17 protein-coding genes are annotated in these 24,637 nt (G+C 72.0%); 14 read left to right on the top strand and 3 right to left on the bottom strand.

The window, feature by feature from the left end; translation table 11 throughout:
* Nucleotides 1-5: 5 nt before the first annotated feature.
* From ACIBBF_RS07660 to ACIBBF_RS07680, 5 genes are all read left to right on the top strand, one after another.
* A complete protein-coding gene (locus ACIBBF_RS07660) occupies nucleotides 6-2,534 on the top strand; it encodes an ATP-binding protein (protein ID WP_397412145.1) in 2,529 nt (842 codons plus the stop codon).
* Nucleotides 2,531-4,507, top strand: coding sequence for a hypothetical protein (locus tag ACIBBF_RS07665; RefSeq protein ID WP_397412147.1), 1,977 nt, complete (start codon nucleotides 2,531-2,533; stop codon nucleotides 4,505-4,507). The genes ACIBBF_RS07660 and ACIBBF_RS07665 overlap by 4 nt, the downstream gene beginning before the upstream one ends.
* A complete protein-coding gene (locus ACIBBF_RS07670) occupies nucleotides 4,504-5,148 on the top strand; it encodes a hypothetical protein (protein WP_397412149.1) in 645 nt (214 codons plus the stop codon). The genes ACIBBF_RS07665 and ACIBBF_RS07670 overlap by 4 nt, the downstream gene beginning before the upstream one ends.
* Nucleotides 5,145-6,461: a M23 family metallopeptidase gene (locus tag ACIBBF_RS07675; protein WP_397412151.1), complete on the top strand. Its 1,317-nt coding sequence runs from the start codon at nucleotides 5,145-5,147 to the stop codon at nucleotides 6,459-6,461. Before ACIBBF_RS07670 ends, ACIBBF_RS07675 begins: the two co-directional genes overlap by 4 nt.
* A 175-nt stretch (nucleotides 6,462-6,636) precedes the next feature.
* Nucleotides 6,637-8,175 (top strand): MDR family MFS transporter, encoded by a 1,539-nt coding sequence (locus tag ACIBBF_RS07680; protein ID WP_397412153.1) that lies wholly within the window; start codon nucleotides 6,637-6,639, stop codon nucleotides 8,173-8,175.
* A gap of 189 nt (nucleotides 8,176-8,364) precedes the next feature.
* Here the strand turns inward: ACIBBF_RS07680 and ACIBBF_RS07685 are convergent, their stop codons facing one another.
* Complete coding sequence (locus tag ACIBBF_RS07685) at nucleotides 8,365-9,825, bottom strand: SMI1/KNR4 family protein (protein WP_397412155.1); 1,461 nt, start codon at nucleotides 9,823-9,825, stop codon at nucleotides 8,365-8,367.
* A 61-nt stretch (nucleotides 9,826-9,886) separates the two neighbouring features.
* On the opposite strand from ACIBBF_RS07685, the gene ACIBBF_RS07690 reads away from it, so the two are divergent.
* Complete coding sequence (locus ACIBBF_RS07690) at nucleotides 9,887-10,837, top strand: ribose-phosphate diphosphokinase (protein WP_397412157.1); 951 nt, start codon at nucleotides 9,887-9,889, stop codon at nucleotides 10,835-10,837.
* Between the two features lie 12 nt (nucleotides 10,838-10,849).
* Here the strand turns inward: ACIBBF_RS07690 and ACIBBF_RS07695 are convergent, their stop codons facing one another.
* Nucleotides 10,850-12,289 (bottom strand): CCA tRNA nucleotidyltransferase, encoded by a 1,440-nt coding sequence (locus tag ACIBBF_RS07695; protein WP_397412159.1) that lies wholly within the window; start codon nucleotides 12,287-12,289, stop codon nucleotides 10,850-10,852.
* Nucleotides 12,290-12,386: 97 nt separating this feature from the next.
* Here ACIBBF_RS07695 and ACIBBF_RS07700 point away from each other — a divergent pair, with 97 nt between their 5' ends.
* From ACIBBF_RS07700 to ACIBBF_RS07735, 8 genes are all read left to right on the top strand, one after another.
* On the top strand, nucleotides 12,387-13,019 hold the full coding sequence (locus ACIBBF_RS07700) for an NUDIX hydrolase (RefSeq protein ID WP_397412161.1): 633 nt from the start codon (nucleotides 12,387-12,389) through the stop codon (nucleotides 13,017-13,019).
* A complete protein-coding gene (locus tag ACIBBF_RS07705) occupies nucleotides 13,016-15,256 on the top strand; it encodes a DUF6049 family protein (protein WP_397412163.1) in 2,241 nt (746 codons plus the stop codon). The genes ACIBBF_RS07700 and ACIBBF_RS07705 overlap by 4 nt, the downstream gene beginning before the upstream one ends.
* A 107-nt stretch (nucleotides 15,257-15,363) precedes the next feature.
* Nucleotides 15,364-17,094, top strand: a complete 1,731-nt coding sequence (gene murJ / locus ACIBBF_RS07710) for a murein biosynthesis integral membrane protein MurJ (RefSeq protein ID WP_397412165.1) — start codon at nucleotides 15,364-15,366, stop codon at nucleotides 17,092-17,094.
* A 162-nt stretch (nucleotides 17,095-17,256) separates the two neighbouring features.
* Complete coding sequence (locus tag ACIBBF_RS07715; protein WP_397412167.1) at nucleotides 17,257-19,125, top strand: hypothetical protein; 1,869 nt, start codon at nucleotides 17,257-17,259, stop codon at nucleotides 19,123-19,125.
* 238 nt (nucleotides 19,126-19,363) lie between these two features.
* Complete coding sequence (gene trxB / locus ACIBBF_RS07720) at nucleotides 19,364-20,338, top strand: thioredoxin-disulfide reductase (protein ID WP_397412169.1); 975 nt, start codon at nucleotides 19,364-19,366, stop codon at nucleotides 20,336-20,338.
* Between the two features lie 15 nt (nucleotides 20,339-20,353).
* Nucleotides 20,354-20,680: a thioredoxin gene (gene trxA / locus ACIBBF_RS07725; protein ID WP_119141134.1), complete on the top strand. Its 327-nt coding sequence runs from the start codon at nucleotides 20,354-20,356 to the stop codon at nucleotides 20,678-20,680.
* A gap of 227 nt (nucleotides 20,681-20,907) precedes the next feature.
* Nucleotides 20,908-22,143, top strand: a complete 1,236-nt coding sequence (locus tag ACIBBF_RS07730; protein WP_397412685.1) for a PLP-dependent aminotransferase family protein — start codon at nucleotides 20,908-20,910, stop codon at nucleotides 22,141-22,143.
* Between the two features lie 92 nt (nucleotides 22,144-22,235).
* Nucleotides 22,236-23,264, top strand: coding sequence for a D-alanine--D-alanine ligase (locus ACIBBF_RS07735; protein WP_397412171.1), 1,029 nt, complete (start codon nucleotides 22,236-22,238; stop codon nucleotides 23,262-23,264).
* A gap of 96 nt (nucleotides 23,265-23,360) precedes the next feature.
* Here the strand turns inward: ACIBBF_RS07735 and ACIBBF_RS07740 are convergent, their stop codons facing one another.
* Nucleotides 23,361-24,614, bottom strand: a complete 1,254-nt coding sequence (locus ACIBBF_RS07740; RefSeq protein WP_397412173.1) for a ParB/RepB/Spo0J family partition protein — start codon at nucleotides 24,612-24,614, stop codon at nucleotides 23,361-23,363.
* Nucleotides 24,615-24,637 lie beyond the last annotated feature (23 nt).

Raw genomic sequence — 24,637 nt, forward strand, 5'->3', positions numbered from 1 at the left:
CCCCCATGCTGAGCCACATCTCGGCCCTGACCGACGGCCTCATGTGGACCCGCACCGGGACCGTGTGGGCGGTCTGGCGCGTGTCCCCCGTGCCCTACGCGTTCCAGCCGGACGACAAGAAGCACGCCGCAAGGCGGCACCACACCGCGCTGTACCGCGCGCTGCGGGGCGAGTCGCTGCACCTGGGTCTGACGGCGGCGACGGACCCGGCGTCCGTGGTGCTGTCCATGATCGAGGGCGTCGACCTGACCGAGCGCGAGGCATGGGCCGCGGAGTGCGAGGCCACCCTCGACTTCCTGGAGCAGATCCCGATCGGCCGGCGCGTGCACTGGATCGCCGCCCCGCTGGCCAACCCGGGCGCCAAGGCCTTCCTGGAACCGCTCCGCGCGAGCTGGACCACCCTCCAGGACACGCTGATGATGCCGCGCTCCGTGCCGGGCCGGCACGCGGTCGGCGAACGCGCCGCGCAGGCGGAGGCGCTGCGCAAGGAGATGCCCGGGGCGTTCGACCCGCGGCCGGCCACGGTGGCCGAGATGGCGTGGATGTTCGGGCACGCGATGCAGCGCGGCCTGGGGATCGACACCGCGGTGCCCGTGGACGGTTCGCTGGACGCCGAGATGCACCTGGCGGGACCGTCGGTGCTGCCGTCGGCGCTCGTGGACCCGGCGGGGCAGACCGACTCCGAGAAGCGGCTCGGCCCCCTGCAGATCCTCAAGCGGCCCTACGTGAAGGTGCTCGACCCCACCAACCCGGAGCTCGCCTCCTACCAGACGACGCTCGTGGTGAGCGACACGCCGTCGGGCGGGATCGTGTACCCGGGGTGCGAGTGGATCGGGCGCGTCGACGAGTCGGGCGTGCCCTGCGACTGGGCCATCCGTATGACGGTGCGCTCGCGCGACGAGGTGACCAACCGGAACCGCCGGGCCGTGCGCACGCTGAACGACCAGTTCGACCAGCGTTCCGAGGAGGAGCGCGCCGGCTCGTCCCTGGACACGACGGCGCGAGCCCTGGGCGAGTACCAGGCCGTGATGGACGCCGACGAGCTCGAGGTGGAGGTCGACGCCACCACGATGTTCACGGTCTCGGGGCACACCCCCGAGCAGGCGCTGGACGACGCCCGCGACCTGACCAAGTACTTCGCCGCGATGCAGTTCGCGCTGCGGACCGACCCCACGATCCAGCCCACGCTCTTCGAGGCCACCCTGCCGGGCATGCCGACACCGCGCGCCGTGCGCGAGTACTCGCAGATCACCACGGCCCGTGCGTTCTCCGCGGCGGTGCCGTTCGCGACCACCGAGCTCGGCGACACCTCCGGCTCGCTGTTCGCGCTGGAGATCTCGAACGGCGCCGCCCGGCCGAACCCCGTGTTCGTGAACCTGGCCGGGGCCACCGACAAGCTGGACGTCGCGCTCGCCATGGGCTTCGTGGGCGAGCTCGGCTCCGGCAAGTCGGTGAGCATGAAGACCGTGGCCATGGACAACGTGGACATGGGCGCCACGCTCATGGCCGTGGACCACACGGAGATGGGCGAGTGGGGCATCGCCGTCTCCGAGATCCCCGGCTCCCAGGTCGTGGAGATCTCGGAGGACGCGACGGTGTCCATGGACCCGCTGCGGATCCTGCCGCCCGCCCAGGCCCCGCGGGTCGCGCGGGCCTTCCTCACGGTGCTGCTGTCGGTGCAGACCAAGTCCGAGCAGAACGTGCTGCTGTCCAAGGTGCTCCAGACCGAGTACATGTGGCGGCACCAGATCACGTCGCTCGGCTCGCTCGCCCGCCACCTGGAGCAGGACTGCGAGTTCCCGGGCGCCCGGATGCTCGCCGACGAGATGCGCATCTTCTCCGAGCTGGACTTCGGCCGCGCCCTCTTCGACGACTCCTTGCCGCCGCTCGACCTGAGCTCACCGGCGATCGTGCTGCACACGCACAAGATGCAGCTCCCCTCGAAGGCCGACATGGAGCACGGGCACCTGTTCGCCGAGCTCAAGGCCGAGAAGGTGTTCGGCCGCGCCACGTTCGCGCTCATCGCGGCCCTGGCGCGCTACCGCTGCTTCGCGGACCGTTCCCGGCTCGACATCTTCGCCGCCGACGAGGCGTCCAAGACGATGTCGTCGCCCGAGGCGGCCGAGGAGATCGGCATGTTCATCCGCGACGGCCGCAAGCACAAGGCCGCGCTGCTGCTGGGCAGCCACGACGCCGAGGAGGACTTCGGCAACGAGGTGGTGCGCGGCCTCATCCCGTTCCGCGTGCTGCTGCGCCACCGCGACGCGAACCTCGCCCGCCGCGGCCTGCGCTGGCTGCACGGCCTGCCCGTGGACGCACCCGTCGACGACGGACTGGTCAAGCTGGTCACCGAGGGCACGGCGCCCGTGGTCGACGCCTCCGGTGTGCCCGAGGAGCGGCGCGGCGAGTGCCTGATCCGGGACTTCCAGGCCCGGTACGGCCGGGCGAAGGTCATGGCGCCCCTGGTCGAGAAGCGCGCCGAGACCGTCAAGACCACGCCGACGAGCTCGACGGGCGCGGTGATCGGGGCATGATCGGGCTGGCGCCCCTCCAGGCCGCCGACCCGCAGGGCGGGCTGAACCTGGAGGACACGCAGGGCGTGGCCGTGGACCGGTTCATGCTCCAGTGGGACACGGGCTCGCCGTGGAACCCGCTGAACGTCGACTCCGAGATCTTCTCGACCCTCGCGGGCATGTTCTGGGTCTGGTACCGGGACATGGTCGCGGTGCAGATCTGGGTGCTCGACTGGGTGCTCGGCATGGACTGGCTGGGCTACATCCTGGCGCCGCTGGCCGGGCTGAGCATCATCGTGCAGGGCATGATCGCCCAGATCGGCCTGCTCAACCTGATGCTCATCATCCTGGCGTTCGTCGTGGGGTTCTGGCTGCTGAAGGGGCGGTACGCAGGCGGCTTCATGGAGCTGCTCATCGGTTGCCTCATCGCCGCCCTCGCCACGACGTTCCTCGCCAACCCGATGGCGACCATCGGCGGCGAGCAGGGCGTCATCATGCAGTCGCGCGACGCGGGCATGGACATCGCCACCGGATTCGCGACCGACGGAGCCTCGTTCCAGCAGGACTCGACGGTGATCCGCGACGGCCTCAAGGGGCAGCTCGTGGACACCCTGCTGCGGGTCCCCCACCAGATCATCAACTACGGCAGCGTCATCGACGGCACGGGCTGCGCGGACACCTACACCGAGAGCGTCGGCCGGGAGAACGCCGTCGACGCGATCGGGGGCTGCGACGCGGCCTACAAGGAGGCGGCCTCCACGGTCGACGCCGGCACCGTCGTCTCGACGCTCAGCCTGCTCACCACGGGGTTCGTGTTCCTGCTGCTGTCCGTGGTGATCGTCGGCGGCACCATCTTCGCGGTGGTGCTGCTCGGCTGGTCGGCGATCAAGCTCCTCTGGCAGCTCCCGGTCGGCGTCATCTCCAGCGGCACGCGGGCCCAGCTCTTCCGCACGTTCGCGAGCGTGCTCTTCGGCTGCATCCTCGTCGCGATGGCCACGATGTTCCTGGTCGCGTGGATGAAGATCCTGCTCGGCTTCTACGACGCCACCAGCGGCCTGCCGTTCCTCGTGCGGCTGTACCTGTTCAACACGCTGGTGCTCGCGGGCGCCGTCTTCTACGTGCTCATGGGCGCCAGCGTGCGGCAGGCCCTGCGGGGCCTGGCCGACCGGCTCGCGGCCGCCGGCGTGCCCTCCCAGGTGGGCGAGCCTGCGGCGATGCCGTGGGACGGCAGCGCGAAGTGGCGCGAGCGCTACACCAAGGCCAAGGAGTGGGCCGGCGTGGGGCTCGGCCCGGCACCCGTCAAGCCGCAGGAGAGCGTCGTGGACACCGACAAGGTGGACTCGGGCCCGGCGGTCATCGACGGTACGCCGCCTGCCGGCTCGGTCGCCGGCGGCGCCGTCGCCGGGGGCGCGGTGGCCGCCGCCGGCCAGGCCGGTGCGGCGGGCGACGGCCGCACGCAGCCCATCCCGGTCGACGGCGCCGGCGGCCCCGGGCCGGACGGCGCCCCGGGCGGCGGCAACGCCTGGACCACCGCGGCCCGTACGGTCCAGGTCGGTTCGACCGGCGGCGGGCAGCCGGGTGGCGACCAGCCCGCCGACGGTGCCAACGCGGGCGAGAAGCCGTCGAACGAACCGGCGCCGCACCTGCCGCCCACCGCCGGTGAGCGTCTGACCGACCGGCTGAGCAGCGCCGGCCGGGCCGGCACCTCGATCGCGCTCCAGGCGGGCGCGATGGTGGCGAGCGGCGGCACGTCCGCGGCTGCGGCCGGCGCCTCCAAGGCGCTGACCGTCGTGCGTAGGACCGGTCAGGCCAAGCAGGTGCTCGCCGCGGTGCGGGGCCTGGGCCGGCGCGGGGAACGGTCGCAGAGCGCGGCGCGGCTGGCCGCGTCGCTCGACGCCGCGCGCCAGGGCGGTACGCCGCAGGCCGGTCCGCAGCCGTCGGCGATCGTGCACAACCCGGGCCGCCGGCAGATGCGAGGGCTGGGCCGCTCATGAGACGTGCAGTCGTCACGGTGGTCGTCGTGGTCGTCCTCGCGATCGGGACGTGGGTGGGCTGGCCGCGCGAGGGCGGCCCGGCCGACCCGGGCGCGCAGGCCGGCGTGGTCACGCCGCGGGACCAGGACGACTTCGGCAACCCGGAGGGAACGTCCGACGACGTCGCGAGCGGCGACCAGGCGGATGTCCCGGCGACCGGTCCGGTCGACGAGCCGGTCGACGACCAGCCTGCCGCCGGGGACCCGGCCCTCGAGGTGACGGCGGAGCCGGAGTTCGACGAGTCCGCACCGAGCGAACCGGTCGAGGCGACCTGGGACGACACGGTCCGGACGGCGGCCCTGGACGCCGCGCGCGCGACCATGACGGCGTTCGCCGCCACCGACCAGACGGCGGCCGCGTGGTGGGACGGCCTCGAACCCCTGCTCACGCCGCAGGCCAGACCGGTCTACCAGGACGTCGACCCGCGGCTGGTCCCGGTCACCCAGGTGACCGGTGACCCGGAGGTCACGGACGAGACCTCCACGCTGCTGGCCGAGGTGGCCGTGCCCACCGACATCGGCCCCTACACGGTCCTCCTGACCCGGGCCGACGGCGCGGCCCCCTGGCTGGCCGAGCAGATCAGGCCGCCGGAGGGGTCGTGAGCGGGCGGGACGCCGTCGGGCTGGCGACCCGGGTGGCCCGGACAGCGGTCCGGTCCAGGGCCCGTCCTGGCTCCGGCCCGGGACGGAAGAAGGACGACGCGACACGGCGGGCCGTCATCGTCCTGGTCGTGCTGATGGCGGCCGTCCTGGCGGTACCCGCGGCGGTCGTCGCGATGGTCGTGCTGGTCGGCGGAGCCGTGAGCGAGAGCCAGTCGCAGGACGGCTGCAGCATGTCGGCGTCGGTGGTGCCGGCCGGCGGCCAGGTCGCGGCGGCCGGCGGGTTCACGGCCGAGCAGCTCCAGAACGCGTCGGTGATCCTCCAGGTGGGTCAGGAACGCGGGGTGCCGGGACGAGCCCAGGCGATCGCGGTCATGACCGCGCTCGGCGAGTCGGGCCTGCGCAACCTGACCTACGGCGACGACCGCTTCGGCGTGCGCAACCCGGACGGCACGCTGACGTCCTCGATCGGCATGTTCCAGGAGCAGAAGTGGTACGGCACGGTCGAGGAGCGGCTCGATCCCGTGCAGTCCTCGGGCCGGTACTACGACCGGCTGCTCGCCGTCACCGGCTGGGAGACGATGGAGCCGACCATCGCCGCCCACAAGGCACAGCGCAACGCCGACCCGTACCACTACCAGAAGTACTGGGACCAGGCGCTGCAGGTCATGCAGCTCGTCAGCGGCGCGGACGAGCAGGACCTCGCGGCGCTGTCCCGGTCCATCCAGGGCGCCGCGGCCGGTGCACCCTGCATGAGCGGGTCGATCGGTCAGGCGGCGGTCGGCGCGGGCGGCTGGGCGAACCCCGCCGTCGGGACCAAGGCGTCCGGTTTCGGGCCGCGCAACACCGGGATCGCGGGGGCCTCGACCTACCACCTGGGCCAGGACATCGCGGCGTCGTGCGGCACGCAGGTGTACGCGGCAGCCGCGGGGCGGGTGGTGATCTCCGGGGCGACCGGCTGGGGCACGGGCAACACGATCCGCATCGAGCACGGGATGGGTCTCGACTCGACGTACGGGCACCTGCTCACCGGCACCAACCTGGTGCGGGTCGGCGACACGGTGCGAGCGGGGCAGCAGATCGCGTCGATGGGAGGCGACTCGCGCATCGACCCGGCGGGCGCGGGGACGTCGTCGGGCTGCCACCTGCACTACGAGGTGCGGATGAACGGGCAGGCGGTGGACCCGGAGCCGTTCATGGCGCAGCAGGGGGTGACGCTGGGCGTGGCCGCACCGGTGACCGAGTCGGTGGCGCCCGGCGACGACGCCGAGGACCCGGCGGGCCCGGCGGGCCCGGCGGACGCCGTCGGACGCTGACGCGGGGTCCGCCGAGGGGCGTGCCGATGATTTCTGCTCACCGCAGACGTCTGTGAAAACAGGTCGCGATCGTCGGCGGGAATACCTGACGATGGTCCGGCGTCGTTAGACGTAGGTCGTGTGCAATGTCGCTCTCGATCTCGGCCCGCGCGCACCGTACCGAGAGGGCATACCCATGAGTACCGACACGATCGACACGTCCGACCACCTGAGCGAACCACCGACCACGCCGGTCCGGGGTACCTCTGACCTGCCCGCTGAACAACCCGTCGACGAACCCCGCCAGGACAGGCTCGCACCCGGGGCGTTCCGTGCCATCGCCCTGCTCCTGGCGAGCGGCTTCACCGTGATCCTCAACGAGACGACCATGTCGGTGGCCCTGCCGCCCATCATGGACGAGCTGGGCATCACCGCGACGACGGGCCAGTGGCTCACCACCGCTTTCCTGCTCACGATGGCCGTCGTCATCCCGGCGACCGGGTTCCTCATCAACCGGCTGGGCACCCGCGGTGCCTACCTGACGGCGATGTCCCTGTTCACGCTGGGCACGGCCCTGGCCATGATCGCCCCGGGCTTCGGCCTCCTCGTGACCGGCCGCGTGGTCCAGGCCACCGGTACGGCGATCATGATGCCGCTGCTCATGACGACGATCATGACGATCGTGCCGCCGCACATGCGGGGGCGGGTCATGGGCAACGTCGGTCTGGTCATCGCCGCGGCGCCGGCGCTCGGCCCCACGCTGTCGGGCGCCATCCTGGAGCCGCTGGGCTGGCGCGGCGTCTTCGGCGTCGTGCTGCCGATCGCTGTGCTCGCGCTCGTCGCGGGCGTGCTGTGGATCCGCGACGTCTCCGACAAGGACGCGCACCACCTCGACCCGCTGTCCCTGCTCCTCGCGGTCGTCGCCTTCGGCGGCCTCGTGTGGGGGCTCTCGGGCCTCGGCGAGGGCGCGCACGCGGGTGCCGGTGCCATCAACCCTCTGATCCCGCTGATCACCGGCCTGGCGTTCCTCGGCCTGTTCATCTGGCGGCAGATCGTGCGCCAGCGCACCGACTCCGCGCTGCTCGACCTGCGGACCTTCCGCGAGAGCAACTTCCGCGTGGCCATCGGCATCATGGCGGTCTCGATGCTCGCGATGCTCGGCACGCTGATCGTGCTGCCGCTGGTGCTGCAGCAGGCCATGGGCCTCACGCCGCTCCAGTCGGGCCTGGTCGTGCTGCCCGGCGGTCTCGCGATGGGCCTGCTGGGTCCGGTCGTCGGCCGGTGGTACGACAGGGTGGGACCGCGTCCGCTCCTCGTTCCGGGCGCCGTGCTGGTCACGCTCGGCATCGGCATGCTGGCGTTCCTGCACCCGGGCATCTCGGTGTTCTACGTGCTCGGTGCGCACATCACGTTCAGCCTGGGGCTGGCAGCGGTGTTCACGCCGCTGTTCAGCGCGGCGCTCGGTGTGCTCAAGCCGCACCAGTACTCGCACGGCTCGGCGACCATCAACACCGTGCAGCAGGTCGCGGGCGCAGCCGGCACCGCGCTGTTCATCGCGATCATGACGCTCCGGTCCGATGCCCTGACCGCCACGGGCACCTCGGCCGCGGACGCCCTGACCAAGGGTGCGGGCCTCGCCTTCGGGATCGGTGCGGGCGTGATGGCGGTGACCATCGCGCTGGCGACGCTGATCAGGCGTCCGGAGTCCGACGGCGAGGTCCACGGGGGTCACTGACCGCGAACCGGGAACCGCCGTGGCCTCGGTCCCTTGATGGAGGGCACAGCATCACTTCGGTCCGTTGCCTCCAGTTCGGTCGCTCGATTGACCGATCTGGAGGCAACGGACCGAAGTCGTTCCAGGGCCCTATGCCATTGACCCAAGTCACGTCAGGGCTCCGTGGCAGGGACGGGAGCCAGCCCTGGGCTAGCGGCCGAAGAGCCTGCCGAGCAGCCCCTTGCGCTCCGCACGCGCCGGACGCGTCAGACGGACGACCTCGATCGGCGGCAGGCCCCGCAGCGCGAGCAGCCGGTCCGCCACGGCGAGCGCGTCGGTCAGGACCGGCGGGTTCGCGCGGTCAGGCACCAGGCCCGCGGCCTTGAGCGTGTCCGGCACGGTCCCGGCGTCGAACCGCGCCATCCAGTCCGCCGGGTCGAGCGCAAGGAACTCGACTGGCCCGTCGGCGGCACCAGGACCCGCCGGGCTCACCCCACCCGCGTCCGTCGTGCTCTCCGGTCGATCAGGCGTCGCCACCCGACCGGCCAGCAGCGCCGCGAGGCTCTCCGCCCGGTACGTCGCACCCGCCCGCACCTCATGGTCCAGCAGCACGACCTGGCCCAGGTGCCCGGCCGGCCCCGGCGCGAGGTCGACGGCGTAGACGTTCCCCGCGCCGTCGGTACCCACCGGGAACCAGAGCGGCGAGCCGATCACCGCCTGCACCCGGTCCGCCGGGTCCCGGGGTGCGACCGTGTCGGCGTCAGCGGTCCAGGTGCCGAACCGGGCAGCCGGCAGGAACGCCTCACGCAGTGCACTCCCGCTCAGCGGCACGATCTCGAACCCACCGAACCGTCCCTCCTCCGGTGCGAGCTTCAGCGCGCCGCTCCCGGCCGCGGCGTACAGGGAGCGCACCTCGGCGGGCAGGCGAGCACCGTCGGGCAGTGCCACCTCCGCGGCGTCGATCTCCTCCGGCGCGGCGCCGACGGCGTCGGGCATCCGCTCGGCGACCACCCGCGCCACGGCGTCGGGGTCGGCCGACGGGGCGGTCGCGGCATCCGGACGCGGCTCGACGGTCTCCCGGTACGACGCCGGGAGCGCCCCCGGTTCCAGCACCACCTCCAGCACCGGCGCCGTCGGACCGGAGACGACGGCGGGCGGGAGCGTGATCAGCTCGACGACGTCGCGCACGGGCGCGTCGCCGCTGGGCGAGGCCCCGCGGTCGCGGGCGTCCCCGCGGTCGCGCGCATCCCCGCCGTCGCGAGCGTCCCTCCGGTCGCGCGCACCGCCGCCGTCGCGCGCACCGCCGCCGTCACGCGCACCGCCGCCCGAGGGAGCACCGCCGCCCGAGGGAGCACCGCCGCCCAGCCGGCCCCCACCGTGCACGGCCACGACCCGCACGAGCTGCTCGCTGTCCGGCAGCAGGGCGGCCACCTCGCGCAACGCCTCGTCGAGCTCCGCCCGCGGACCCGGCCCGCCGGTCCGTGCGGCGGTGAGCGCCAGCTCCCGGTCGCGGTCGCGGCGGGCCGCGGCGTCGCCGTCGTCCAGGTATGTGCCCTGCGCACCCCCACGGCCGACGGTGCCCACGAACTCGCTGGTGTGCGTTCCCGGTGGTGCGGAGCGGCGCAGCGCGTCGACGAACGGGGCCCAGGTCTGCCAGTCGGTGACGCTCATGGCGCACATGATGCCCTCTCCAGCCTAGGCGGGCCGCCGCGACGTTCCGTAGACTCCAGCCATGGCCGAGGTGCGGGTCTTCGCTGGTACCGGTGGTCAGCGCTTCGCCCATGCGATGTGCGCTGATCTCGGCGTCGCGTTGAGCCCGGTCAAGATCCAGCGCTTCGCGAACGACTGCCTGCAGGTCCAGCTCCTGGAGAACTGCCGCGAGCGCGACGTCTACCTGGTGCAGTCGGTGGTACGCCCCGCACAGGAGAGCCTCATGGAGCTCCTGCTGATGATCGATGCGGCCAAGGGTGCTTCGGCGGCCCGGATCACCGCCGTCATGCCGCACTTCGCGTACGCGCGGTCCGACAAGAAGGACGCGCCCCGCATCTCGGTGGGCGGGCGTCTCGTCGCGGACCTCCTGGAGACGGCGGGCGTGAACCGCATCCTCACCATGACCTTGCACGCGCCGCAGGTGCACGCGTTCTTCCGCGTGCCGACCGACCAGCTCAACGCGCTGCGCGAGCTCGCGGCGTACTTCGCGCCGAGCGACCTGGCGAAGGCGACGGTGGTGTCCCCCGACCTCGGCAACGCGAAGAGCGCGTCGGCGTTCGCCAAGATGCTCGGCGTGCCGGTCGCGGCGGCGGCCAAGGAGCGGTTCGACGGCGACCGGGTCGAGATCACGTCGCTGATCGGCGACGTCACGGGCCGCGACATCATCGTGCTGGACGACGAGATCGCCAACGGTTCCACGATCGTCGCCGTCCTCGACCTGCTGCGCGAGCACGGCGCGCGCAGCGTGCGGATCGCCTGCACGCACGGCATCTTCGCCAACGACGCCGTGCACCGGATCGCGGCCGACCCCGACGTCGTCGAGATCGTCACCACCGACACGGTGCCGACCGCGGGTCTGCTGGCACACGACAAGCTGACCGTGATCAGCGTGGCGCCGGCGTTCGCCGAGGCGGTGCGCCGCATCCACAGCGGCGAGTCGGTCAGCGCGCTGTTCGACCCGACCCACGTCTAGCCCGGCACGCGGTCATCCGCGCTCGGCCCACCACTTCCGCAGCTCCTCGGTCGCGGTCTCCTCGCCCAGCGGGCCGCGCTCCATGCGCAGCGCCAGGAGATGCTTGTACGCGGCGCCCACATCGCGCGACGGCGGGATCCCGAGGATCGCCATGATCTGCGTGCCGTCGAGGTCGGGCCGGATGGCGTCGATCTCCTCCTGCTCGCGCAGTGCGGCGATGCGGTTCTCCAGGTCCGTGTACGCGTCGGAGAGGCGCTTGGCCTTGCGCTTGTTGCGTGTGGTCGAGTCGGCGCGGGTGAGGCGGTGCAGCCGTTCGAGCAGCGGGCCGGCGTCGGTCACGTAGCGGCGCACGGCGGAGTCGGTCCAGGCGCCGTCGCCGTACCCGTGGAAGCGCAGGTGCAGCTCGACGAGCCGGGAGACGTCCTTCACCACCTGCTTCTCGTACTTGAGCGCACGCAGCCGCTTGGCGGCGAGCTTGGCCCCGACCACCTCGTGGTGGTGGAAGCTCACTCCCCCGCCGGGCTCGAAGCGGCGCGTGGCGGGCTTGCCGATGTCGTGCAGCAACGAGGCGAGACGCAGCACCAGGTCGGGCGCCGGCACCGCGCCGTCGGGCCCGGTCTCCTGGGCGATGGCCTGCTCCAGCACCGTGAGCGAGTGCTGGTAGACGTCCTTGTGCCGGTGGTGCTCGTCGATCTCGAGCTGGAGGGCGGGCAGCTCCGGCAGCACGTGCTCGGCAAGTCCCGTGTCCGCGAGCACCTCGAGACCCGCGCGCGGGTTGTCGCTCAGGAGCAGCTTCGTGAGCTCGGCCTGCACCCGCTCGGCCGACACGATCTCGATGCGGTCCGCCATCGCCACGAGCGCGGCCAGCGTCCCTGGTTCCACGTGAAACGAGAGCTGCGCGGCGAACCGCGCGGCGCGCATCATGCGCAGCGGGTCGTCGTCGAACGAGCGCTCGGGCGCGATGGGTGTGCGCAGCACCCCGGCCGCCAGGTCGGTCAGCCCCTCGAACGGGTCCACGAAGGTCAGGTCGGGTACGCGCACGGCCATCGCGTTCACCGTGAAGTCGCGGCGCGACAGGTCACCGTCGAGCGTGTCGCCGAACTCCACCAGCGGCTTGCGCGACGCCGGGTCGTACTTGTCCGTCCGGTACGTCGTCACCTCGACGACGACGTCGCCCCGCCGGGCGCCGATGGTGCCGAACTCCTTGCCGATGTCCCAGTGGGCATCGCCCCAGCGCGCGAGGATCCGCTGTGTCTGGTCCGGCGTCGCCGACGTCGCGAAGTCGAGGTCGTTGCTCGCGCGGCCCAGGAAGGCGTCGCGCACCGGACCGCCGACGAGCGAGAGCTCGTGACCGGCGGCACGGAACTGCTCGCCCAGCTCGAGCGCGGCGGGGGCCATCTCGGTCAGCATGCCGAGCGCGCGCCGCAACAGGTCCTGCTCAGGGGTAGACACAGCCCAAGATTCTCCCAGACGCGGCGCGCCACCACTCACCGTGCGAAACGACGCCCGCCTGACCTGAGCAACGGTGCTCAGTCGGTAGTGTTGGGGCATGTCCACCCCTGTTCCGGCGAGCGACCGTCCTGATGGTCGCCCGGAGGTGCCCACGCCGCCCGGCGGGGCGCCGCTGCGGGTGAATCCGGCCCGGCGGGCCGCGGCCACCGCACCGGTGCACCTGCCCATCGTGGACGAGACCTCGGCCGGAGGCCTGGTGCTCCGCGCCGACCCGGACGGCAGCGGCGAGCTGAGCGCGGCCGTGCTGCTGCGCCGCAACCGCACCGGCCGGCTGGAGTGGTGCCTGCCGAAGGGCCACCTCGAGGGTCGCGAGACGCCGCAGGAGGCGGCGATCCGGGAGATCCGCGAGGAGACCGGGATCCGCGGCTCGATCCAGGCGGAGCTCGGCGTGATCGACTACTGGTTCACCGGTGAGGACCGGCGGGTGCACAAGGTCGTGCACCATTACCTCTTGCGCGCGGAGGGCGGTCGCCTGACCGTGGAGGACGATCCGGACGGCGAAGCCGAGGACGCTCTCTGGGTCAGGATCGACGAGCTCGCCGGGCGCCTGTCGTACCCGAACGAGCAGCGACTGGCCACGGCCGCCCTGGACCTCCTCGAGTCGTCGAGGCATCTCCGGGACGTGCTGCGCGCCGACGCCTTCCCCACGGAGCGCCCCGACCTGCCATGACGCAGCACCCCGACATCACCCGCAGTCCCGCCCACCGCCGGGCGGCCCGCCGCGCCGGCACGCTCAGCGCCGCGCTCCTTGCGGTCGTGGCGCTCGTGGGGTCGGCAGTCCTGCCGGCGTCCGCCGCCGGTCCGATGGCCGGGCACCCGCCCGCAGGCGCGTCCTCCGCTCCGGCGGCCGTCACCAGGACGGCGCCGGGCGACGGCGCCGTGCACGTGTCCGTCACGAGCATCTCGCACCCGATCGCCGTCCCCGGCGACACGGTGACCGTCCGGGCGAGCGTCACCAACACCACCGACGCCGTGATCGACGGCGCGGAGGCGCAGTTCACGGTCGACTACCTGGCCCTCACCTCGCGCGCCGAGATCGCCGCGTGGTCCGAGGCGGGCCTGCTCGACCCGGTCTACGGCTCCGGGAGCACCACCACGGTCCCGCGGCTGGAGCCGGGCGCCTCCACCACCGTCTCGTTCACCTACGACCCGGGTGTCCAGGCGCTCCAGGGGTTCGGTGCCCGCCGCCTCGCGATCTCCGTCGGTGATGCCTCCGGGCGCCTGGGCATCGCCCGCTCGTTCCTCATGTACGACGCCGACGGCACCGAGCGCGTGCCGATGAAGCTCAGCATCCTGGCCGCCGTGACCAGCCCGGCGACCGACCCCGCCGACCCGAGCTCGGCGGAGCTGGAGCTGGCCCAGCAGACCGCGGCGGGCCAGCGGCTCGACGGCGTGCTCCAGGTCGCGGAGCACAGCACCGTCTCGCTCGCCGTCGACCCGAACCTCATGGGCACGGCCGAGGCCTCGCAGGACCCGGAGCTGCGGGACTGGTACGACCGGATGCTCGCGGCCGCCGGGACGACGGCGACGTTCACGCTCCCGGACCACGACCCGGACCTCGCGGCACTCGCGCACGCGGGCGTGCTCTCCACGGGACCGCGCAGCTTCGTGCGCGGTCCGCGCGCCGGGGTCTGGGAGATCCCGGCCACCTGGCACACGAACTTCGCCTGGCCTGCCGACGGTACGGTGCCCGACGTCGAGACCCTCGGCCTCGCCGTCGCCAGCGGCCGGGACGATGTCGTGGTGGGCGCCGGCGGACTGGCCCACGAGGGTGTCGGCACGGTGACCGGCCGGGCGGAGGTCGCGACACCCGCGGGCACCGCGCACGCCGTCGTGACGGACGAGCCGCTGACCGAGGCGTTCCTGGCCGCCACCGACCTGTCGGGCGCCGATTCGACCGCGTCCGCCCAGGAGTCCGCCGACACGACGGCGGTCACCACGGCGTCCACCGCGACGGAGGGTGCGCAGCGCCTGCTCGCGGAGACAGCTGCCGTCGTCAGCCAGGCGCCCTACGACCCGCCGTCGCTCTCGATCGTGGCACCCCGGAGCTGGACGCCCGACACCGATGCCGCCAAGGCCGTGCTCGACACGCTCGACGAGGCCGGCTGGATCTCGCCCACGACGCTGGACGCGCTGTTCGTCCAGGACGCACCCGAGGTGGCCCGCACCCCCCTGCCGAAGCACGAGCGGGCCAAGGCGGAGCTCGCGGCGGCGGACGTCAAGGCGCTGGAGCAGGCGCGGGACGCGATCGTCACGTTCTCCTCCGTCGCGGGCGAGGAGCACCCCGTGATCTGGCGGCCCGGCGTACGGCGGCTGATCGCCCCGCTGGCGGTCGCGCGCCGCGCCGACCCCGGGCTCCGGGAACAGGTGGTGCAGCAGGTGCTCCAGGAGAACGACGAGATCACGAAGAACTCCGTGACCGTGGTGCCCCGCCAGGACATCAACTTCATCACCGACGTCGGCAACATCCCCGTGCGCGTGCGCAACGCGCTCACGGTGGACGCGACCGTCACCGTGGTGCTGCGCCCCGACCACCCCCGGCTCACGGTCGACGAGCGCACGACCGAGACCGTGCCCGCGGGTCAGGAGATGGACGTCCAGGTTCCGGTCCGGGCGATCGGGTCCGGCGACGTCGAGGTGACGGCGCAGGTGCTCACCCCCACCGGGGCGAAGATCAACGACGACTCGACGTTCCAGGTCCGGGTCCGCGCGGGCTGGGAGGAGGTCGGCACCTGGATCGCCGCAGGCCTCGTGGCCCTGCTCTTCCTGGCCGGCATCTGGCGCACGGTGCGTCGTGGGCGGTCGCCCAACCGCGCCACCCGCGAGGACGTCGAGGAGGCGACCGGGACCGCCGCCGAGGCGCCCGAGGCCGCACCGGCCACGTCGGGCACCCCGGCACGGCCGTAGCACGCCGTCGGGCGGAGTAGTGTTTCGGCCGCCGCACACGTCGGCCGGGACGGCGCCGGCCAGGGCCCCCAGACCACGGGAGTAGTCGCTTGACCCAGGAGAACACCGTGACCGCAGCAGCCGACCCCGCGTCGGAACCCGACCCCGGCGCGGCCGCGGGCTCGTCCCCCGCGCAGCCGCCGTCGCGCGGCCTGGGCCGCAACTCGATCGTCATGGCCGCCGGCACCGCGGCCTCCCGGCTGGGCGGACTGGTGCGCAACATGATGCTCGTGGCCGCCATCGGGTCGGTCGGCAGCGTCGCCATCACGTTCGACGTCGCGAACAAGCTGCCCAACGTGCTGTTCGCGATCCTCGCGGGTGGCGCTCTGAACGCCGTGCTCGTGCCGCAGATCGTCAAGGCGTTCCGTGCACGCAACGCACAGGAGCGGATCGACAAGCTGCTCACGGTCTCCGCGGTCGGCATCCTCGCCGTCACGGCCGTGCTCACGGGCGCCTCCGCCTGGGTGGTCCTGCTGTACACGCAGGGCTTGAGCGCCGAGGAGCTCGCGCTGGGCACCGTGTTCGCCTACTGGTGCATCCCGCAGCTGTTCTTCTACGGCCTCTACACGCTGCTCGGGCAGGTGCTCAACGCACGCGAGCAGTTCGGGCCGTTCATGTGGGCGCCGGTGGCCAACAACGTGGTCTCGGTCATCGGGTTCGGCGTCTTCCTGGCTGTCTTCGGCACCGCGCCCGCGCTGGGCATCAACGACCTTGACGAGTGGGACACACCGCGCACCATCCTGCTAGCCGGCACGGCCACCCTGGGCATCGTCGCGCAGGCGCTCGTGCTGCTGGTCCCGCTGCTGCGCTCAGGCTTCCGCTGGCACTTCCGGCTGGGCCTGCGGGGCATCGGCCTGCGCTCGGCCGGAACGGTGGCCACGTGGACGCTCGCCGCAGTGGTGCTCGAGCAGGCCGGCATCCTCTTCCTGACCCGGGTGGCATCGGAGGCGGGCGCCGCAGGCGCCGCGGCCACCCCGCCCGTCGCGGTGGCCGGTAACGGCTCCTACACGCAGGCACTCCTCATCTACCTGCTGCCGCACTCGCTGGTCACGGTGTCGATCGCGACCGCCCTGTTCACCGGCATCAGCAAGGCCGCCCAGGAGGGCGACACCGATCGCGTCCGCGGCGACCTCTCCCTCGGCCTGCGCACCATCGGCGTCTTCACGGTGTTCGCCACGGCGGCCCTCACGGTGCTGGCCGCGCCCGCCACGGCCTTCATCGTGCCGACCGCGGGCGAGGAGGGCACCGCCCTGATCGCTCCGGTGCTGGTGGCACTCTCGTTCGGTCTGGTGCCGCTGGGCGGCATGGCGCTCATGAAGTGGGTCTACTACGCGTACGAGGACGGTCGCTCGGTCTTCTGGATCACCGTGCCCTCGACGTCGATGCTGGTGATCGGCCTGATCGCCGCCCAGCTCTGGCTGCCGATCGAGATGTGGGTGATCGCGGCGGGCGCCAGCTACGCGCTGTCGAACTGGATCACCGTGCTGCTGCGCACGCGTGGCCTGCGGACGAAGCTGAACGGCCGGCTCGACGGCGGGCGCATCCTCACGCTGCACGCCAAGGCTCTCGTCGCTGCCGTGCTGTCCGGGCTGGCCGGGTGGGGGGTCTACCGGCTGCTGGGCGGCTTCGACGTGCTGTCCTTCGGTAACGGCTGGGTCCTGACGATGCTGAGCGGTCTGTGGGTGTCTGCCCTGTGCGGTGTGGTCATGCTCGCCGTCTACGTGCTGCTGCTGCGCCTGCTGCGCGTCCAGGAGCTCGACGGCCTGCTCCGCCCGGTCCTGGCCCGGTTCCGGCGCTGACCTTGCCGACGCACGCGGAAGCGCAGATCGCTGATCTGCGCTTTCGTTGCATTCAGGCGACGTTTCGGCGGTCCGTCAGCGGTTCCGCGTAGCATGGCGACGGCGCGTGATCCCGGACATCACGCACCTGTTACTGTCCCCCGAGCGAGCGAGGAGGTCCGCGTGAGCACCGTCGAGCCAGGGAGTGTGCTGGTCGAGAGGTACAGGCTCGTCCAGCAGGCGACGACCGATCTCGCCGCGGCGACCGCCTGGGAGGCACGTGACCTGATCCTGGAGCGCGAGGTCCGGGTCACGCTCGTGACCGGGCCCTACGCGGGCGATGCCCTCGACTCCGCGCGGCGCGCCGCGCTCGTCACGGACCCCCGCCTGGTCCGGGTGCTCGACGCCGGGACGGACGGCGACGGCCGGCGGTACGTGGTGTCCGAGCCGCACACCGGCACCACGCTGACCGAGATCGTGTCGAGCGGGCTCGTGGACGAGCAGCAGGCTCGTGCCATCGTCGGCGAGGCGGCGTCGGCACTCGCCGTGGCCCACGCACGGGGTGTCCACCACACCGCCCTGCGCCCCGAGGCCGTACGGGTCGACGGTCACCGGGTCCGGGTCACGGGCCTGGGGATCGACGGCGGCCTCGCCTCGGGCGACACGCTGAACGGCCGGCCCGCGCAGCTCGACGCGCAGGGTCTGGTCGCGCTCCTCTACTACGCGATGACGGCACGCTGGCCCGGGCAGGACCTCGAGGCCGGCTGGATCGCGAAGGACACCCTGATCCCGCTGCCCGCGCAGCTCGACCCTTCCGGCGCCGTGGCGCCGCTGTCCACGCTGGTTCCCCACGTGGACGCCGACATCGACGCCCTCGTGAGCCGGACGTTCGACGCGTCCGGCGGCACCGGCGGGCCGATGAACCCCGACGACGTGACCGCGGCCCTGGCGCCGTGGGGAGAGGTTTCCGTAGTGGCATCGCTGCCTGGATTCGTTCAGCCTGAGCCGGAGGGTCCGCGACGCCAGTCCATCGCCGACGCTTTCAATGGCGAGGGTGCTCCGCCCGTGCGACGGCCGGTCTCCGGCCGGATCGCCCGCTCCGACGAGACCGCGGTCGCGGGTGCGGTGCCCGCCGGTTACACCGAGCCGCAGAGCGACTACACCTACGAGCCGCAGGCCTTCGGCCAGCAGCACGCCCCGGTGCCGCCGCCACCCCCGGAGGGCGCGACGCAGGCGTACGACCAGTACGGCCAGCCGGTCGCCCCCGTCCAGCCCGGGTACGAGCAGGCCCAGTACGCGGCAGGCGGGGCGCCGCAGCAGTACCCGCCGCAGTACGCGCCGGCCGGCTACGCCCCTGACGGCGGCGGCTACTACGAGCAGCAGGACGGCGGGTTCGCCACCCAGCCGGCGCCCAAGCGGCGTGGCGTGAACCCGACGCCGATCGTGCTGAGCCTGGTGGGCGTCGCCGTCGTCGCCGGACTGATCTGGGCGGTGAACGCAATGATGTCGCCGACGGGCGAGGCCATCGGCGAGGCGTCGCCGTCGGCGTCGGCCTCCGCCTCTGCCGGTGCCGGAGGTACCGACGAGGGCGAGAACAGCGCTGAGCCGTCCGCCCCGACCGAGACCGAGGCACGGCCCGTCATCGACTCGGCGGCCCTCCTGGGCACGCTGGAGTTCGAGGGTGCGACCATCGACCACCCCGAGGCGGTCGAGCGTGCCTACGACGCCGACCCGCAGTCGTTCTACTACACGACCACGTACCAGCGGGCGGAGTTCGGCGGGTTCAAGGACTCCCTGGGCATGGAGCTGAAGCTCCGGGAGCCGGCCTCGGTCTCCAAGATCGAGCTGCTCACCAACACGCCCGGTGGCAAGGTGCAGATCCTCAAGGGCGGCGCCGGCGGTGAGGTGCTCGCCGAGGGCGCGTTCGCGAACACCACCACGTTCGAGCTCACCGAGCCGGTGGTGAGCGACTCGTTCACGATCTGGATCACCGAGCTGCCGCAGGTGTCCGACGGGTTCCGGCTCGAGCTCAACGAGGTCGTCCTGAGCTGACCCCGGCGACTTCCGGCCGCGCCGAGAACGGCCCCGGGCAGTCCTTTCCCCGTCGGGAGAGACTGTCCGGGGCCGTTCTCCGTCCCCGAGTCCGTGACCGCGCCTTCTATCCATCGAAATCTGTCGATATTGTGTGGCGAGACTCACGTCCACGACCGAGCCGTGGACGACATCGGCTGGAACACTGGGACCCGCCCGCGTGTTGATGCGTGTGCCCATGGAACTCGAGGAGACCACCTTGACCGAACAGACCACCGCACCGGCTACCGAGACCACCGCGGCACCCGTGCTCGACGTCGTCATCGTGGGGTCCGGCCCCGCGGGGTACACCGCAGCGGTCTACGCGGCGCGTGCCGGCTTCGCACCTGTCGTCATCGCAGGTTCGGTCACCGCGGGTGGCGCCCTGATGAACACCACCGAGGTCGAGAACTTCCCCGGCTTCCCGGCCGGCATCCAGGGCCCGGACCTCATGGACGCCATGCGGGAGCAGGCGGAGAAGTTCGGCGCCCAGGTCATCTGGGACGACGCCGAGCAGGTCGAGCTCACCGGTGACGTCAAGACCATCGTGACCGGCGGCGGCGACACCTACCGCGCGCGTTCGGTCATCCTGGCGACCGGCTCCGCCTACCGCGAGCTGGGCCTGGCCGACGAGAAGCGGCTCTCCGGCCGAGGCGTCTCCTGGTGTGCGACCTGCGACGGGTTCTTCTTCCGCGACCAGGACATCGCGGTGGTGGGTGGCGGTGACTCCGCCATGGAGGAGGCCACGTTCCTGACCCGGTTCGCGTCCAAGGTGACCGTCGTGCACCGCCGCGACGACCTGCGCGCCTCGAAGATCATGGCCGAGCGTGCCGCCGCCGACCCGAAGATCGAGTTCGCCTGGAACAGCGAGGTCGCGGGGATCAACGGTGAGGACAAGGTCGCGGGGATCAGCCTGCGCGACACGGTCACGGGCGAGGTCCGGGACCTGAACGCCACCGGGCTGTTCGTCGCGATCGGCCACGAGCCGCGGACCGACCTGGTCAAGGGCCAGGTCGACCTGGACGAGAACGGTTACATCCTCGTCGAGGGCCGCAGCACGCGGACGAACCTCCCCGGCGTCTTCGCCTGCGGCGACGCCGTGGACCACACGTACCGCCAGGCGATCACGGCCGCCGGCTCGGGCTGCTCCGCGGCACTCGACGCCCAGGCGTTCCTCGACTCGCTGAACGACTGACAAAGGAGATTACGGATGAGCACCATCAAGGTCACCGACGACACCTTCAAGGCGGAGGTCCTCGACTCCGACATCCCCGTCTTCGTCGACTTCTGGGCCACCTGGTGTGGTCCGTGCCGCATGGTGGCACCGATCCTCGAGGAGCTCTCCGACGAGTACGAGGGCAAGATCAAGATCGTCAAGATCGACACCGACGAGAACCGTCAGACCGCCATGGACTACGGCATCGTCTCGATCCCGACGCTCAACGTCTACAAGGGCGGCGAGGTCGTGAAGTCGATCATCGGGGCTCGCCCGAAGCGCGCGCTGACGCAGGAGATCGACGAGGTCCTCGCGGGCTGACAGCTGTCACCACACCAGGAGCGCGCACCCGCCCGGGTGCGCGCTCCTGGCGTCTCCGGGCACCCTCGAGCCTGTCCGTCCGCGCGGAGTCTCACCGTTTCACCACGAACAGGCACTGGGAGGAGCACGCCACGCGTGCCAGACTGGCTTGCGTGAACGAGCTTCCCGAGACTGCCGGTAACCGCCTCGACCCGTGGTTCGGTTCGTACGCGGCGCGAGCGCACGGCATGCGCGCCTCGGAGATCCGGGCACTGTTCTCGGTCGCGAACCGCCCCGAGGTCGTGTCGCTCGCCGGTGGCATGCCGTATCTCGAGGGACTGCCGCTCGACGTCATCGCCGACACCATGCAGCGCCTCATCGTCACCAAGGGCACCACAGCGCTCCAGTACGGCTCCGGTCAGGGCGAGGAGTCGCTCCGGGAGCACATCACCCAGGTCGTCGCCCTGGAGGGCGTCTCCGCCCACCCTGACGACGTGGTCGTCACCACCGGCTCGCAGTCGGCCCTGGACCTGGTGACCCGCATCTTCGTGGACCCGGGCGACGTGATCATCGCCGAGGCGCCGTCGTACGTCGGGGCCCTGGGCGTCTTCCGCTCCTACCAGGCCGACGTGGTCCAGGTACCGCTCGACGCCGACGGCCTGGTCCCTGCCGAGCTCGACGCCGTGCTCACCCGCCTCGCGGCCGAGGGCCGGCGCGTGAAGTTCCTGTACACCGTCCCGACGTTCCAGAACCCCGCGGGCGTCTCCCTGTCCGCCGGACGGCGCCCCCAGATCCTGGAGATCTGCCGCCGCCACGGCGTCCTGGTCGTCGAGGACAACCCCTACGGCCTGCTCGGCTTCGACGACGAGCCGCTCCCGGCGCTGCGCTCGTACGACACCGACGGCGTGCTGTACCTGGGGTCGTTCTCCAAGACGTTCGCCCCCGGCTACCGCGTCGGCTTCGTGATCGCGCCGCACGCCGTGCGCGACAAGCTCGTGCTCGCGAGCGAGTCGGCGGTGCTGTCGCCGTCGAACGCGTCGCAGCTCGCGGTGGCGACGTACCTCGAGACGTGTGACTGGAAGGCCCAGATCAAGGACTACCGGGAGATGTACCGGGACCGGCGCGACGCCCTCGTGGGCGCACTGGGCGAGTACCTCCCGAGCGCGTCGTGGAACGTGCCGCGCGGTGGGTTCTTCGTCTGGGTCCGGCTGCCGGACGGGCTCGACTCCCGCGCCATGCTCCCCCGCGCCGTGACGGCGCGCGTCGCGTACGTGCCGGGCACCGCCTTCTACTACGACGGCAGCGGCTCGGACCACATGCGCCTGTCGTTCTGCTTCCCGACGCCGGAACGCATCCGCGAGGGCGTGCGCCGCCTCGCCGGTGTCGTGAACGGTGAGTCCGAGCTGGTGCAGATCTTCGGCACCTCCGCGCAGCCCGACCCCGACGTGGACGACGTCGAGGGCCCCGCACCCGACCTGGCCTGACTCCCCTGTGTCAGACGCACAGGTCACGTAGGTGACCTGTGCGTCTGACACGATGGCAGCCATCCCGTACACCCCGATCGAGTGAGCCGTCGATGACCAGTCCCGCCCCCGCCCAGAACGCGCCGGCACCCGGTACCGCGTCCACCTCGCCCGCACCCGACGACGCGGGACGCAGCCCGCTGGTGGTCGTCCTCGCCGGCGGTCTCTCGCACGAGCGCGACGTGTCGCTCCGGTCCGGTCGCCGGGTCGCCGAGTCCTTGCGCTCGACCGGCCTCGACGTGATCGTGCACGACGTCGACGCCGACCTCCTGGCATTCCTCCGCAGCACCCGCCCCGACGTCGTCTGGCCGCTGCTGCACGGCGCTTCGGGCGAGGACGGATCGGTGCGGGACGTGCTCGACATGGCAGGCCTGCCCTACGTGGGCTCCGACCCGCGCGCCAGCCGCGTGGTCTGGAACAAGCCCATCGCCAAGGCGGCCCTGCTCGAAGCGGGGCTCACCACCCCCGACTACGTGACGCTCCCCCAGAGCCTCTTCCGGGACCTCGGCGCGCAGCCCGTGCTCGACACGATCGTGGGACATCTTGGCCTCCCCCTCGTCGTCAAGCCCACCGAGGGCGGTTCCGCCCTCGGGGTCACGGTCGTCACGCGTGCGGAGGACCTGCCGCGCGCCATGGTCGAGTGCTTCGCGTACGGCGAGACCGCGCTGATCGAGCACGCGGTCGACGGCATCGAGCTGGCGGTGAGCGTGATCGACGGTCCCGACGGGCCCCAGGCACTGCCCGCCGTGGAGATCGTCGCGGAGAACGGCTACGACTACGCCGCGCGCTACGTCGCCGGCGAGACCGAGTTCTTCGCGCCGGCTCGACTCAGTGCGGAGCAGGCGACATACGTCGCGGACGTCGCCGTGCAGGCCCATGAGGCGCTCCACCTGCGACACCTGTCCCGCACCGATCTGATCCTCGACCGGTCCGGCGTGGCCCACATCCTGGAGGTCAACGTCGCACCCGGGATGACGGAGATGTCGCTTCTGCCGCAGGCTGCCGCCGCGGGTGGACACTCGCTCCCGGACCTGTACCGACGCATCGTCGACCTGGCTCTGCTGCCGGTGCGTCGGCCCTGACCGACCAAGGCATCAGGGCCGGCATCCCCGCGGGGATGCCGGCCCTGATGTTCTCCCGGAACGGCGTACGTCGCACCGACTCCGCGTACGGGGTGGTCAGTCCCCGGACGGTGGCTTCAGGAGACCTCGCTCGTCCGGGGCCATGACCTGCAGGATGCGGTTGAGGTCCTCGACCGACGCGAACTCCACGGTCATGCGGCCCTTGGTCTTGCCGAGCGCTACCTTGACCCGCGTCTCGAACCTGTCCGAGAGCCGCGTGGCCAGCTCGTCCACCGCCTCGCTCCGCGTGCCGGCCCGCGGAGCCTTGCGGGTCTTCCCCGAGCCACCCTCGGACTCCGTGAGCATCACGATCTCCTCGGTCGCCCGGACCGACAGACCTTCGGAGACGATGCGCTGCGCGAGCCGCTCGATCTCGGCGCCGTCGCTCAGGCCCAGCAATGCACGAGCGTGACCGGCCGACAGCACGCCGGCGGCGACGCGGCGCTGGACCAGTGGTGGCAGCCGCAGCAGGCGGAGGGTGTTCGAGATCTGCGGGCGGCTGCGGGCGATGCGAGTGGCAAGCTCCTCGTGCGTGCACCCGAAGTCGTCGAGGAGCTGGCGATACGCAGCGGCTTCTTCGAGCGGGTTCAGGTCCGATCGGTGCAGGTTCTCCAGCAGCGCGTCCCGGAGCATGTCGCCGTCCTCGGTATCGCGAACGATCGCCGGGATGGTCTCGAGCTCGGCCGCCTGCGTGGCGCGCCAGCGCCGCTCGCCCATGATGAGTTCGTACTCGCCGGGGTGCTCCTTGTCGGGGCGCACCACGATGGGCTGGAGCACGCCGATCTCCTTGATCGACTCCACCAGCTCATCCAGGTCGCCCTCGTCGAAGACCGTACGAGGCTGCCAGGTGTTCGGGCGGATCGCGCTGACCGGGAGCTCCGCGAACCGTGCACCAGGGACCGGCAGCAGGTCGGCCGTTTCACGTGAAACGACGTCCGCCTCACCCTGCTCACGGCTGAAGAACGTGTTGTCGAGCGCGGAGGCACTCCCGCCCTCCCCCGCCTCGTTCGCGACCGACAGCCGGCCGCTCGCGATCGCCGAGTCCCACTTGACGGTGCTCGGGCGCGGACCGGAGCTCTTCGCCGGCTTCTTCTCGACCGTGGGTGTGTCGTTCGGCGAGGGTGCCACATCGGTGTCCGCAGCCTCGTCGAGCGCCGACGGGCGTTCCTGCACCACGGTCGCGACCGTGCCGCCGATGCCGATTCCGTCGGACTCACCGGATCCCACGCCGGGTGCCTGTTCGTCCAGCTCAGGACCCGTCGGGATCAGGGCGCCCAGGCCCCGCCCGAGCCCGCGTCGCTTCGCACTCATCGTGTCTCCTCGTCCGTTCCGGT

It is taken from the genome of Promicromonospora sp. NPDC050880, from assembly GCF_044456525.1.
Taxonomy (GTDB): Bacteria; Actinomycetota; Actinomycetes; order Actinomycetales; family Cellulomonadaceae; genus Promicromonospora.